13 protein-coding genes are annotated in these 13,782 nt (G+C 37.1%); 3 read left to right on the forward strand and 10 right to left on the reverse strand.

Features of this window, described 5'->3' with window-relative positions:
• Positions 1-61: 61 nt before the first annotated feature.
• The 3 genes from J7K93_12625 to J7K93_12635 are packed head-to-tail and all read right to left on the reverse strand — an operon-like array spanning position 62 to position 2,157.
• Complete coding sequence (locus J7K93_12625) at positions 62-664, reverse strand: XTP/dITP diphosphatase (GenBank protein ID MCD6117853.1); 603 nt, start codon at positions 662-664, stop codon at positions 62-64.
• A 6-nt stretch (positions 665-670) separates the two neighbouring features.
• Positions 671-859: a hypothetical protein gene (locus J7K93_12630; GenBank protein MCD6117854.1), complete on the reverse strand. Its 189-nt coding sequence runs from the start codon at positions 857-859 to the stop codon at positions 671-673.
• A gap of 20 nt (positions 860-879) precedes the next feature.
• Complete coding sequence (locus J7K93_12635; protein MCD6117855.1) at positions 880-2,157, reverse strand: GAF domain-containing protein; 1,278 nt, start codon at positions 2,155-2,157, stop codon at positions 880-882.
• Positions 2,158-2,344: 187 nt separating this feature from the next.
• Here J7K93_12635 and J7K93_12640 point away from each other — a divergent pair, with 187 nt between their 5' ends.
• On the forward strand, positions 2,345-3,031 hold the full coding sequence (locus tag J7K93_12640) for a hypothetical protein (GenBank protein ID MCD6117856.1): 687 nt from the start codon (positions 2,345-2,347) through the stop codon (positions 3,029-3,031).
• Between the two features lie 38 nt (positions 3,032-3,069).
• On the opposite strand, the gene tsaA is transcribed toward J7K93_12640, so the two are convergent.
• The 7 genes from tsaA to J7K93_12675 form a co-directional block, all read right to left on the reverse strand.
• A complete protein-coding gene (gene tsaA / locus J7K93_12645; GenBank protein MCD6117857.1) occupies positions 3,070-3,594 on the reverse strand; it encodes a tRNA (N6-threonylcarbamoyladenosine(37)-N6)-methyltransferase TrmO in 525 nt (174 codons plus the stop codon).
• A 207-nt stretch (positions 3,595-3,801) separates the two neighbouring features.
• Positions 3,802-4,995 (reverse strand): aminopeptidase, encoded by a 1,194-nt coding sequence (locus J7K93_12650; protein MCD6117858.1) that lies wholly within the window; start codon positions 4,993-4,995, stop codon positions 3,802-3,804.
• A 16-nt stretch (positions 4,996-5,011) separates the two neighbouring features.
• Entirely contained in the window at positions 5,012-6,184 is a 1,173-nt protein-coding gene (locus J7K93_12655; protein MCD6117859.1) for an aminopeptidase, read from the reverse strand.
• Positions 6,185-6,188: 4 nt separating this feature from the next.
• Complete coding sequence (locus tag J7K93_12660; protein MCD6117860.1) at positions 6,189-6,770, reverse strand: nitroreductase family protein; 582 nt, start codon at positions 6,768-6,770, stop codon at positions 6,189-6,191.
• Positions 6,767-7,681 carry a dihydroorotate dehydrogenase gene (locus J7K93_12665; protein MCD6117861.1) on the reverse strand — a complete coding sequence of 305 codons (915 nt, stop codon included), beginning with the start codon at positions 7,679-7,681 and terminating at the stop codon, positions 6,767-6,769. Before J7K93_12665 ends, J7K93_12660 begins: the two co-directional genes overlap by 4 nt.
• Entirely contained in the window at positions 7,674-8,462 is a 789-nt protein-coding gene (locus J7K93_12670) for a dihydroorotate dehydrogenase electron transfer subunit (protein ID MCD6117862.1), read from the reverse strand. Before J7K93_12670 ends, J7K93_12665 begins: the two co-directional genes overlap by 8 nt.
• Positions 8,463-8,473: 11 nt before the next feature.
• Positions 8,474-10,996 (reverse strand): tetratricopeptide repeat protein, encoded by a 2,523-nt coding sequence (locus tag J7K93_12675; protein ID MCD6117863.1) that lies wholly within the window; start codon positions 10,994-10,996, stop codon positions 8,474-8,476.
• A 267-nt stretch (positions 10,997-11,263) separates the two neighbouring features.
• Here J7K93_12675 and J7K93_12680 point away from each other — a divergent pair, with 267 nt between their 5' ends.
• Positions 11,264-12,637 carry a reductive dehalogenase gene (locus J7K93_12680; protein ID MCD6117864.1) on the forward strand — a complete coding sequence of 458 codons (1,374 nt, stop codon included), beginning with the start codon at positions 11,264-11,266 and terminating at the stop codon, positions 12,635-12,637.
• A 19-nt stretch (positions 12,638-12,656) separates the two neighbouring features.
• Positions 12,657-13,106, forward strand: a complete 450-nt coding sequence (locus J7K93_12685) for a GNAT family N-acetyltransferase (protein ID MCD6117865.1) — start codon at positions 12,657-12,659, stop codon at positions 13,104-13,106.
• The last annotated feature ends 676 nt before the right edge of the window (positions 13,107-13,782 follow it).

Raw genomic sequence — 13,782 nt, forward strand, 5'->3', positions numbered from 1 at the left:
TTTTTATACAACACTTTTTTTCTCTTTTTATCCGTTTCACCCTGTTCTTTCCTCCTGATACTCAGGGCATCAAAAAAATTTTCCTTATTTCTTCTGCAGCCTTTCTAAATGCTTTTCCTCTGTGGCTTATTCTGTTTTTCTCTTCCTTTGTCATTTCAGCAAAAGTTTTCCCCTCTTCTTTTACAAAAAAAACAGGATCGTATCCAAAACCCCGGGAACCTGTAATCTTGTCAAGAATCAGGCCTTCACACACTCCTTCCACGGAAAATTCCACATCTTTATAAACAAATGCTGCAACACAGCGGAATCTTGCGCTTCGTTTTTCACTGCTTACACCGTTTAAAAGTTCAATAAGTTTTTTATTGTTATCAGCATAAGTTGCATTTTCTCCGGCAAAACGTGCCGAATAAACACCAGGCGCCCCGTCAAGGAAATCAACTTCCAGCCCTGTATCATCTGCAATAGACGGCAGCCCTGTTTCTTTAAAAGCTGCATGTGCTTTTATTAAAGCATTTTCTTCAAGAGTACTGCCGGTCTCTTCAATATCTATATTGGAAATATCTCCCAAAGAAACAAGGGAGATATTCGAATTATCAAGTATTGCCTGCAGTTCTTTAATCTTGTCTTTATTATTAGTTGCAAGGAGTAATTTTGTTAATTCCACCTGAATTTAACCCAGTATCTCTTTTTCATTACACTTACAGACACCAACCATCTTCTGGTTGAATCTCCATGCAGCACTTTTATCAGATTTTTCAGAAGTTATCAATTTCACATACGATATAGCTTCCCCGCATACAGGGCAGTGTTTTGAAAAATCACTTGTAGCTTTGTTCATTTTGTCAGCAAATGATGCCATTTTTCCTCCGTTACTAATTATTATTCGGTATTCATTGAATTATCATTAAAAATTATCGGCCCCTGTTTCAATTCACGTATCTGCTCTACAAGCTGTATACGCTCAAGTTCCGTTGTAAACTGCCCTGTAAGAAGAGTCAATATGTCTCTGCCTTTTTCACCGTATTGGTTTGGTGTAGAACTTTCAAAAGAGACACTTCCCCAGACATTCTCCCCTCTTCCGAGAGGTACTGCAAGAAAAGACCGCATTTTATGGTTATGATCCTCATCTTTTGAAAATCTGGGCCTTACATAGTCGCCTTCTTCCATATCTCCAATTAAAAGCGGTGTTTTTCTTCTTATAACAAGCCCGGTAAGGCCGTCATCAAGATTAAAGCGCCTTCCTTTATCGAGAGAATCTACTTCACCGAAAACACTCTGGATTACTCCCATATTACCGTCAACCGTACAAAGTGTAAATCTGTCAAAAGGAAACAACTTTTGTGTATACTGCACAAATATGTTAACCGCATTATCAAGATCTTCCGCATTTAAAAGTTCCCGTTCCATATTAAGATGCACGGCATATACTTCCTGATCTGTTTCCCATTGAAGTCCTCTGTGGCATACTGCCATAACCTGTGTTATAACATTTCCACAGCGTTCTACAATTTTAAAGTCTTCTTCGCCAAAACTCTCAGCCGTATCACTTCCAAGGGCAAGTACACCTATGATTTCATCAGACCATTTTAAAGGTATACCGACAAAAGACCTCATCTCAAAATCAGGAAACCCGTCCAGTTCTGTTCCAATGGGGAGATTGCTTTCCATTAAAGGCTCTTTGCTTTTTGAGATTAAATCAACAAGCCCTTCTCTCGAAGCAATTGCAGAATTCCTGATTATTTCACCGCCTGCAAGCCCTGCAAGCATCTCAAAAATTTCCGGTTCTGTTTTTAAATATATCGCAGCATAATTTGCAACAACTGATTCTCTTACAATAAACAATATTTCTTCATAGGATTTTTTAAATGCTTCGGCAAAACCAGACCAGGATTCACTTTGTAAAACGCCTCCCGGAATATTGACATCTGCACTATCATCAAAATCAGGTACTGACCTTAATTTAGCTGGCCCTGATTGAATTTTAACATAAAACAAAAGAAAATACAATACTCCGAAAACGCCGATAAAAAGCAACACTTTCAGAATCTGCATTAAAACATCTCTTCCGGAAACCGGAACAAAAAAACCAAAAATAAGTGCAATTACGACACTTATAAATAATATCAGCCTTTGTTGTTTATTTTCAATAACTTTCACAGTTTATTATTTCTCATAAAAATTAATACTATGCAACGTAGTTAAGTTAATAAAAATATTAGCAAAGTCAATAAAAAATCAAATTACATAAAGGAATTTTTCTTGACAAATTATTAAGATATGATTACATTAGAATATATTATTATAGATTTATTTCACCTTTGCAAAATGCCCGGAGTTTTTAATTTTGAAAATATTTCAGAAAATATTTTTCATACTGTTGATTTCAATTCCATCAAGCCCTGCTCTTTATGCTTTTCAAATAAATCACCTGAATAAAACCATATTAAACCGGAATACAGCATTCACCAATAAAAACAACCAATTTTACCAAAACAGCTTTATAAAACGAAATAACAATTACAAATATGAATTCGGATTTTCCGCACATCTTTTCTACCCGAAAGTAAAACTGGAAAAACTTTTTGAAACATCTTTTGGGCTTGGAATATCAGCATCGTACCGGATTTATCCCAAATGGAATGCCGGTATTTCCCTATCCTTCACCCCCCTTGTCCCGATATCCGAATTTAATAAATCGAATTTATTGAAATCCGCTTACATTTTCAATACATCTATTCTGCTAAAATACATGATAGCTCAGGAAATTTTTCTTAATACAAAAGCCGGATTCCTTTACTATTCGGTAACAACCAACTCTTTCAATACAGATGATACAGAAAGCAGCGGTACTCTTCCCGATAAAATTAAAACCGGAACATGGTGCCCTGTAATTTCTTTAGGCCCTTCTTTTCTCTTCACATGGATTAAGAATGTAAATTTTATGCTTGACTTAAGTTATAATACTTTCTTTTTTGATGCATCATACAGATATTATTTTCTCGCCAAAATAACAATTTCTTTTGTTAAATGACCACTTGTGACAGAAGCAGTTATCCTAAACTGTACAGCTCACTCGATAAATCTCTCATCATCTTTTGTTGTTGAAAGTTTACGTATATTTTTCTCTAACCATCCTATTTTATCTACTTCTCTTATATCAAATCCCGGAACATAGGGCTTTATATCTAAAAGAGGAGTTCCATCTACAATGTCCACATCCTGAATATGGAGTATATTCTTTTTAATTCCAATAAGACGCACTACAGAAATGCCTATAGGATTTGGTCTGCTTGATCCACGCATTGCAAAGACTCCGTGTGCATCGTCATCCATGAACGGTTTTACAATCAGGCTGAAGTCTTTGGATAGATTAAAATGATATATCAAAATAATATGAGAAAAATCTTCCAAATCTTTTAATCCATCGGTATATTCCGGAAATATCTCAATTGTTCCATCGACTTTTTCAGCACCTGCAGGTTGAATAGGTGTTCCTTTTGGTTTTTTAAATGGGGAATGTACGACTCCGATTGGTTTATAAATTATCTCATTCACGATTTTACCTTTACATACGTAATATACATATAATTCCATACACAAATTCAGTCATTCAAAATATACAGTTTTAATAACATTACCAAGAATCAATATGATATATACAATCAAATTATTTGAACCTGATCTATTTGAAATTTTAAATAACTTTAAATATTTCACTTAAGTAAGCGCCCATACAGCTTTTAGGAAGGGAATTAACACAGGGTGCATATTTTAAAGAATACACACCCTGCATCATGTTTGTCATTTAATTTTCAATCTTTTTGCCAATCTTACCGGCAGTGCATCCTTATGAACCATTATTGCAATAGTCCTCAGGCGGAAATAAGCTTCTGACATATACAAATATCCGTTAAATTTTCTGTCTACTGTACCCCCCGAATTCTTAATATAATAAAATTTATCACCCTTCTGGTCATGTGCAAGCCCTACAATATGCATTAAATGATCATCAGTTGTGGTGAAATTATCATATGTCTCTTCTCTCATTTCCTGCGAGATTTTCTTTTCCTTAACCGGTTCGGTAATTTTTTGTTTACGCTCTTTCTTTGTCATATCTTCCCAGTCTTTTTCAGGAACTATTGCATAACCTTTTTCTCTCGAGCTGAAATTACGATCACTTACATCACCGTCCCAAACAACTGTGTACCCGTTTTTTAAAGCATGGTCAACTATTTTTTCAAAATCTTTAAGAGGCACATTATAGTACTGCCTGTTAAAATCCCAGTTATCTGGAATTTCGGGAAGGCACTGTTTGTAGAACGGAAAATGAGTGTAAGATGTCAATTCAATGTAATTATCAGGATTAAACTGAAGAACTTTCTCAGCAAATGTTTTTGGTGTATAACTTTCATTTTTATAAGTGAAGGATTCAGGGACTTTCCCAAGATAGGCATCAAGAGTTGCTTCAAACGCATCCTTCCACCTTGGAGTAAGTTTTCCTCCCCTTCTTTTAATTACCGCATCAAGAATACCTTTTAAAACACTAAACATTTCTCCGTGATTGTGGCGTTTCTCTCCTATGTTCAAGCCTGTATATACATTATCAGGAACAATACCATAATGCTTAATCGAATTCATCACATCATGAGCTTGCCCTCCTTGTCCGAAATTAGCTTCACCATGCCGTTTTACAAACAAATCAGCTTTATGAGGATATGTATGTCTTACTGTGAACATTTCGGAAAGATCAAACTCACCCTTGCCCATTCTCAATAATTCCGATTCAACGTATGAAGTTGTTGAGAAGCACCAGCACGTACCTGTCCTGTACTGATTCTTAACAGGAGTATGGGGAAGCTCTGTATCAATTTTAAATTGATACGCTTCCTTTTTCTCCGTTTTCTTTTCCTTTTTATCCTGTGCAGAAACTGAAATAGATGAAAAAATGAAAAAGAAAAGAAGAACAAAGACATATAAAATTCTATTATTTCTCATTGTAATTCTCCCGGTATTACTGAATATTTAACTTTGTTTTTATATCATCCGGTAAAGCATTCTTATTTATCATTATTGCTATGTCATTGAGAAGCATGTAGGGTTTTGACATATAAAACATTCCCTTGTACTTCATATCTTTTCCCCAAGAATTTTTTGTAAAATAGAATGTAGCTCCGGTCTGGTCGTGAGCAAGGCCTACAATGTGCATGGCATGGTCATCTGTAGCTGTAAAATTATCAAAACATTCCTGCTTCATATCCTGAGTAATTGTTTTTTCGGGTACAGGTTCTGTAATTTTCTTTTCTCTCTCAGCTTTTGTCATATCTTCCCAGTCTTTTAAAGGCACAATAGCATATCCGTCTTTCGGTGCTTTAAAGAAATGGTTGCTTACATCTCCGCCCCATACAAAAGAGTAACCGTTCTTTAAAGCATAATCGGCAATCCTCGACAGATCATCAATAGTTACATTATAGACCTTGTTATGGCACCAGTTATCAGGCACTTCGAGATCAAATTTCTCATAAAAAGGATGATGTGTAAACGATGATATTTCAATATAATCATCAGGATTAAGCTGAAGATAATTTTTTAAAAATGTTTTAGGAGTGTAAAATTTTCCTTCATACGTAAACTTCTCCGGTACTTTGCCGAGATATGCATCAAGTACATCATCAAATGCTTCTTCCCACCTGGGAGTTAATTTTCTTCCCTTTTTGACAGCATTAAGCATTGCAGTAAGAACACGGGACATTTCCGAATGGTTGTGTTTTTTCTCTCCGATATTCATTCCACTGTATGCAGACTCAGGAACCATTCCGTATCTTCTCATCTGATTTATAACATCATGGCTGTAAGCGCCCTCTCCAAAAGTAGTATTGCCGTGCAGTCTTATATAGCTCTCGGCTTTCAAAGGATATGTTTTTCTTACTATGAACATCTCGGAAAGATCCATCTCTTTTTTGCCCATTCTGAGCAGCTCTGATTCAAGAAATGAAACAGTTGAAAAACACCAGCACGTGCCGGTTTTTGCCTGGCTTTTAACCGAAGTATACTCGACTTTATAATCATCAGTAAACTGATATACATCTTTTTTCTTTGATGAATCAGCCGGAGTTTTCTCCTGAGAAAAAACTGAAACAGCAAAAAACAGCATAAACAATAAAAAAACTTTTCGCATCTTCAACATAGTACTACCTCCTTCTTCTTTTCAAATTAGACGGAGAATTAAATGCAACTATATCCTCCAATGGTAAAAATTTTCTGTCTGCACTTCTCTTTTGAGTATCGGGATAACCTAAAGCCATGAGACTGTATACGTTAAATTTTCCAGGAAGTTTCAGTTCTCTTTGTGCTTTTTTCCTGTTAAACCAGCCTATCCAGCATGTACCAAGCCCTAACTCTGCAGCCTGAAGGGAAATATGTTCACCTGCTATACCCAAATCAAGCACATGGAAAGGTATTCTCTGCAGTTTCCCTCCAATAGTATGAGCAAGGATATTTGTCTCAGCAATAATAATGATAATAACAGGCGCGGAAAAAGCCCATTTTGTATGTTTGTATATTCCGCCTGTAACTTGTTTGAGGAAATCATCTTTTACTTCGGGATCATCTAAAACTAAAAAACGCCATGGCTGAATATTTTCAGCAGAAGGCGCAAGGCGTGCAGCTTCTATACAGCAGAGGATTTTTTCCCGTTCCACTTTTTTATCCGAATAGGCCCTGATACTTCTACGCTTCTTCACTGCGCTTATAATTTCACAATCTTTTATCATTTTTTATTAGCAATTCCACACAAATCTTCTATTTTCATTATCCCTTTTTCCCTGCAGAAATCATTGATTCCCTTAACAATGCTCAGGGAAGCCCTGGGATCAACAAAATTAAGAGTACCCACCTGAACCGCAGACGCTCCGGCCATTATGAATTCAACAGCATCTCGCCAATTCATAATCCCGCCAAGCCCTATTATTGGAATATTTACAACTTGTGCTACCTGATATACTTTTGCAACTGCTATTGGCTTGATAGCAGGCCCGGATAAACCTCCGGTTCCCCTTGCAATAAGAGGTTTTGCGGACTCGATATCAATTACCATTCCAACAAGTGTGTTAATAAGAGAGACTGCATCTGCGCCTGCCTCTTCAGCAGCTTCTGCAATTTGAGTAATATCAGTAACATTTGGAGTAAGCTTGACAATTATCGGTTTATCTGTTGTCTGTCTGACTCTTTTTGTAACTTCAAAAGTACCTTCAGCAGAAACACCAAGTGCAATACCGCCTCTGTCAACATTAGGGCATGAAACATTGACCTCAATTGCATCAACACGTTTATGGCCTTGTACAAGCTCTGCAACTTTGCCGTACTCTTCCACCGTGCTTCCGGCAATATTAACAACAACGGCAGAATCCAGGGTTTCCAGTGCAGGCAGTTTTTCCAAAAGGAATTTTGCCGAGCCTACATTTGCAAGTCCGATAGAATTTATCATGCCTGCAGGAGTCTCTGCAATACGCGGCACAGGATTGCCTTCCCGCGGCTCCAAAGTTATTGTTTTGGTAATTATTCCGCCGAGTTCGGAAGGATTCATAAATTCCGAATATTCAGTACCATATCCAAATGTTCCGGACGCTGTGAGTACAGGATTCTTCAGTTTTAATGATCCTATATTAACTGTAAGGTCAACCATCAAAATCTATATCCTCTAATTTAAATACGGGACCGTCTTTACATGCCATTTTATAACTCTTATTCTTCATCTGTACTGCACAGCCCATACATACACCTACTCCGCATGCCATTCTCTCTTCCATGGAAACATACCATTCAATACCTATTTTATCAGTCATAGACTGTACTTTTGCAAGCATTGGATTCGGCCCGCAGATAAATCCCCTAACTTTGATATTCGGGTCAGTATTGAGAATAAACCTTGCAATAAGGTCTGTAACAAACCCTTTATGGCCTATAGATCCATCATCTGTCGCGAATTTAACTTCAATATTTCTATCCCTTAAATAACCGGCATTCCATATTTCTTCTTTTGATTTCGCACCCCACAAAAATGTTGCTTTTTTCCCTGCTTTGGCAATTTCATCAGCGAGGAAAAAAAGAGGTGCAACACCCATTCCGCCTCCTGCAATAAGAGCATGATCAAAATCCTCTCTTATATCAAATCCTCTGCCAAGCGGCCCCATAACATCAAGTAGAACCCCTTCTTTTACATTAGCGAGAATCTCAGTGCCCCTGCCTATAACACGAAAAAGGACAGAGACTTCCTGCTTTCTTTTATCAACGTGATGAATTGAGAAAGGCCGCCTTAAAAGCGGGTCTATGGAATTACTAACTCTGATATGTACAAACTGTCCGCTCTTTGCGGATTCAGCTATTTCAGGAGCTCTAATATTCAGGATAAAAACATTACTGCATAATTTATTGTTTCCGGTTACAACGCAGGAAAATATATCCACAAATTGCCTCTTTATTCTATTTTTAATTCCTTAAGCCGGATGCGCAGAGTCAGCCATGAACCAACAGGCTTTCCCATAGCAACTGCAGGTTTGAATTCTGTTTTTCTTACAGCAGCACTTATCACAGCAAGTAATGTCGAATTTTCTTCCTTGCCCACAAGTTCAATCTTTTCAGGTTCTCCCTTGATATTAATAAATACCTGGGCTACAACGATCGTAGGTACTGACTTTTTAAGCACATCAGGAATTGAAATATTTTTATTTAAAGCTTTTATACCGCCGACAACGTAAGCATTTGTTTTTACTGATACTCCTGTACTGTCTGTAAAGGGAGTTTCTTTTCCAATATTCGGAGTTTGAGGAGGTAATTCTTTATATTTAATCTTTTTCTCAAGCGTTTGCATAGATTCATCTTTTTTCAGGGCAGGTTTCTCTTTGCTCTCAGGAATCTCCTTTTCTTTCTCCAATTTTTCTAATGTTTTATCTTTTATCAGCACAGATGCAGAATCTTTATGTACAGCAGCATTCTTAAAAATTTCAGCGTTATCTGTACTCTTTTCTGTTTTCTTTGCTTCTGCTTCAGCTTTCCTATTTGCCTTTTCAAGTTCTGCTTCTGCCTGTTTCTTTGCCTGATTCACAGCTTCTATCTTTGGTTTCACATTAATTGAATATGGTGAATCCGGATATCTAACAAGAAGTGTGTCATATATGGAAGTTGCCAGCCTTAGGGAATCCCACAATGTTTCGCATATCCAGCCCTGAATATAAAGAGCTTTTGCATCAAATTCAGTTCCGGGAAAACGCTTATGTACATCATCATAAATTTTAAAAGCTTCATAAGCATTGTTTTTTTCAAAAAGAATTTTTTCGGCCTTTTCAAACAAACTTTTAACAGAATCAATTTTTGTAGGAATTACATCCATACCCAGTTTTTTTCTTGCATAATTTGCAAAATCAGTAGCAGGATAATCTTCTATCAATTTTTGATAACAGGTATCAGCACTGGCAGAGTCATGGTAAATATCTGAATTTATATAACTTATCACATACAGAGCTTTCGGGGCATATTGACTTTTGGGAAATTTATTCAACAGCATTCTGAATCTATTTACTGCAGAATCATTTAAAGAAAATATTGTAAAATAAAGCTCTCCAAGCAGATAAATATTTTTATCCAGTTCCTCTTTTTTAAATGATGACAGCTCGGGATTTTCTGCAGGGCGCTTTGGTTTCTTTTTTGCCTGCTTCTTTCGCATCTCATCATCCCGCAGCAAAGCACTACTTTCATCTTCTGCAGCCGGAGGCCTCATTCCATTGCTGAGATCTTCTGAATTTATATTCCGGGAATCCAGTTCCTTTCCGTTTTTCAGTGTGGAATCTCTCTCTGCAATTGCTGCCAGGGAATCTGCCTCAAATTGAGTACTGTCTTTTTCAATAGAAACTCCTTCGCCTTTTTCGCCGGTAACTGCCATTTTAATAACCTGCCTTAAAGCCTGAAGACGCAGAATATCCCTCTTTTTGATTTCTGCAGAATCTGCATACGCCGAAGCCCTGAATTGGCTTTTTACCTGCCCGTAATTAAATGCCGCCTTATCATAATCCATCTTCTGCTTTTCAAGTATTTCTCCAAGGCGGTAATATGCTTCCGCTGCTTCCTTCTTCTTTTTAAATTCCTGAGTTATGTCTTCCAATGCGATAACAGCACCGTCAACATCCCCTTTTAATGCAAGACAGTCTGCAATTTCAAGATTCAATCGCCCTGCATGCTTTTTATTGAAATCGTTCAACAGAAGGCGTTCAAATATTTTTATTGCACTGTTATAATCCCCGATCTTCTTTTTAAGCACTCCGATGTTAAATCGTGCCTGAAATCTTACTTCACGGGTTTGCCCTGTTTTCAGTGATTTTTCACAATACTTAATTGCATTTTCAAACTCGCCGAGCGAATCAAAACAAGCTGAAATTGTAAAATAATAATCGGATTCTGCCTCTTTTTCTCCGGATTTAAGGGCATTTTTGTATTCATCAATTGCCTGCTTAAAGCGCCCCGTGTGCAAATAAAGTTCACCGAGAGAGCTGTGAACACTGCTTCTAAGCCGCTTTGGTATTGTACTGTACTTTAGATTATTAAGCGATGTTTCAGCTTCATTGTATTTTTCTTCGGCAATTGCAATCTTACCAAGCCACAGGTTTGCATCAAAAGAAAGCTTGCTGTCAGGGAAATGCTCCTTAAGTTTTAAGAGCCTCTCTTTAGCTTTATAAAACTGCTTTAGATAAAAATGGGATTCACCCATAATAAGCAGTGCATCATCAACGTATTTACTTTTCGGGTATAGAGTAATAAGCTTTTCCGACTTTTCAATTGCCTTTTTGTAACTGGCTCTTTCTTCCGATGAAAGTTTATCGCTTATATTCTTTTTTGTTGCACGGGTACCTTTGCCGAAATAGTATTTAGCATTATAAAAAGTATTAAAATATGCACATGAAAAAATAACAGGAATAAAAAGCAGAAGGAGTAAATAAATTTTCTTCATTGATAATTCCTTAAATATTAGTGATGTTTAAGTTACAATAAAATTAAATCTTTGTCAAGAATAAAATCCGGCCTACACCAGGCATACACTTAACCCTGTTTCCAATCCAGAGGTTTTCCTGACACAGAGGAAAAATATTAAATGCAATTTCCAGAATTTTTCGGTGAGTGCAGGAATAAAAATCCTGCATATTATTCTTGAATTTAGAAATATTATTAATTATCTTTACTGAACTAATCCTTATTAATCCAAAGACGAGTTTAACTTATGGTACCTATTATCCTATTCCTTTCATGGAGCCTTTTTGTACTTTTAATCTCAATGTCTCTTGCATTTATCATTACTTCCATTCATGAAAAACGATTCAGGCCGGTTTTTAAAATCCTTGCAATTCTGCCGGGAATATTCTTTTACGGCCTTTTGTTGTACATATCGTTCCCTTATAAATACATTATTCTTGAAATTATTTTAATTTTTACATTTGCCGGATCCCTTATTTTCTTTTTTATACCAGTGGGAAGACGAAACAATATAAAAATTGTCGGCAGCCAGGAAAAAGTTGATGAAAGAGATGCACTTTTTCATAGATTTTACAGGATTAAACCCGGGATGGAAGAATTCGATAAGTACTACAAAATGCACCCTGAAAATAAAGAGATTGACAATGAAGTAAGGGAACTTCCCAACCTTAATGAACCCGGATCAATTTCTTACAATAAGATGACATCTCCTTTTCAACAGGCTGCTTTTGACATATTGGATACATTTAACAAACAAGTGGACTTCTGGCCTCCTGTTAAAACTGACATTAAAGTTGCTGCATCCGCAAAAGAGTTTACAAAAAGAATCAAGGGTTTTGCCCGGTATCTCGGAGCAGACCTTGTAGGAATAACACCTCTAAATCAGGCCTATGTTTACAGCAACATCGGAAGATCTCCGGGAGAATGGGGTGAAGAAATAACATTAAACCATCCTAATGCAATTGCAATTGCAGTAAAGATGGATTTTGATATGATGAGATTTGCTCCTCATCACATTGTAACAACTGAAACTGCTTTCAAGTATTTTGAGGCGGCAAAAATTTCGGCAATAGTAGCGAGATACATTCAACTTCTCGGTTACAGTGCAAGAGCAAACCTTGATGGGAACTACCGCGTCATGTGCCCTCCCATTGCTGCAGATGCAGGGCTTGGAGAACTGGGACGGCTCGGTCTTCTTATAACTCCCAAATTCGGCCCTCGCGTAAGAATTGCCGTAGTAACAACAGATATGCCTCTGGAATTTGATAAACCGATCTCTTTTGGTGTTCAGGATTTCTGTACTTTTTGTAAAAAATGTGCGGTTAATTGTCCGTCCGGTTCTATTGATAAAGGGGATAAGAAAGTTTACCGCGGAGTTGAAAAATGGCAATCCAATCAGATTACATGCTACAAATTCTGGAGAATGCAGGGTTCTGACTGCTCTATATGTGTTAATGTCTGCCCATTTTCGCATCCTTCAACATTTCTGCATAATATTATACGATGGGGTATAAAGCGCAACTGGTTTTTCAGAAGATTTGCACTTATTGCTGATGACTTCTTCTACGGAAGGCGTCCTGTTAATCAGGCACCGTTCCCATCCTGGCATAAGCCTGCATAATATCTTTAAAGGATGTAATATGTACGGTAAAAGAATTAATATCAAAATTCGCAAATGCACATCTGAAGACTATAATATTATCATAGACATCTGGGAAAAAGCCGGGCTTAAATTCAAGCCTCTCGGAAGAGACAGCAGGGAGAAGATGGCTGCTGAAATGGAAAGAGGAGTCGGCACTTTTTTTATCGGTGAAATTGACGATAAACCTGCAGGCTGCATTCTTGCCACACACGACGGCAGAAAAGGATGGATCAACCGCGTTGCTGTTGACCCTGAATACAGACGGCTCGGCATAGCTACAGCTCTTATCCGCCATGCAGAAAAACACCTCGAAAACCTTGGTATGGAGATAATTACATGCCTGATAGAGGATTGGAATAAATCCTCGATGGAACTATTTTTGTCTCTCGGGTATGTTAAGCATGACGATATAATCTATTTCAGTAAACGTAAAAACGATGATGTATAAAAGAATGAATCAGATTCTATTTTTTCCAAAAAAATACTATTTTAAAATATAGGCTGTTCTAAACTAACTTGCATTATTCACAAATTTAAGAGGGAAAAAGAAAAATGTGGATTCCCCCCGATTTCATCAGGGAAATACACACTATTAACGGACAATACGTGCTTTCATGGCCACGATTTTTAGATCGTGGCTTAAAAAATTCTAAAATCTTTGGGCTTTAGCCCCAAATTTAATGTTATTTTATTGGGCTGAAGCTCGTGGCAATAAAAACTCTCAATTGCCGAATATACACTAATGTCTCCCCTATGAGGTTCTGTATTTAGGGTTTCCTTAAAAAATAAAATTCAGTATTAAAAGGCAATTTGTGGATAAAAAAACCAACCTTTTTTGAAATTTATCAACCTTGCAAAAAAAGAAAAAAGAGAACGGATACGCTCCCAACGCGCAAGGTTCATTACAAACAGCACTGCTACTATCCAACTTTCACTTGTGCTCATTGTCTTTGCCTTTACAAGGCCAAGATCATACTTCCTTTTGCCTTAGATTACGTCTATTATCCGTTCTGTGTGTTCTCTAACGTCATTTAATAGATCAATGTCAGTAGGAAATTGGATATCCTGAGGCGCTACTGATGCATCTATTATCAAAATTCCTTTTTTATCCGGCTTCCCTGAAG

The sequence above is a fragment of the bacterium genome, assembly GCA_021158245.1.
Lineage (GTDB): Bacteria > Zhuqueibacterota > QNDG01 > QNDG01 > QNDG01 > QNDG01.

Coding starts and splice junctions, on each gene's coding strand:
- J7K93_12680 (MCD6117864.1), top strand. CDS start 11,264: ATGGTACCTATTATCCTATTCCTTTCATGGAGCCTTTTTGTACTTTTA.
- J7K93_12630 (MCD6117854.1), bottom strand. CDS start 859: ATGGCATCATTTGCTGACAAAATGAACAAAGCTACAAGTGATTTTTCA.
- J7K93_12675 (MCD6117863.1), bottom strand. CDS start 10,996: ATGAAGAAAATTTATTTACTCCTTCTGCTTTTTATTCCTGTTATTTTT.
- J7K93_12655 (MCD6117859.1), bottom strand. CDS start 6,184: ATGTTGAAGATGCGAAAAGTTTTTTTATTGTTTATGCTGTTTTTTGCT.
- J7K93_12665 (MCD6117861.1), bottom strand. CDS start 7,681: ATGGTTGACCTTACAGTTAATATAGGATCATTAAAACTGAAGAATCCT.
- tsaA (MCD6117857.1), bottom strand. CDS start 3,594: ATGGAATTATATGTATATTACGTATGTAAAGGTAAAATCGTGAATGAG.
- J7K93_12685 (MCD6117865.1), top strand. CDS start 12,657: ATGTACGGTAAAAGAATTAATATCAAAATTCGCAAATGCACATCTGAA.
- J7K93_12660 (MCD6117860.1), bottom strand. CDS start 6,770: ATGATAAAAGATTGTGAAATTATAAGCGCAGTGAAGAAGCGTAGAAGT.
- J7K93_12650 (MCD6117858.1), bottom strand. CDS start 4,995: ATGAGAAATAATAGAATTTTATATGTCTTTGTTCTTCTTTTCTTTTTC.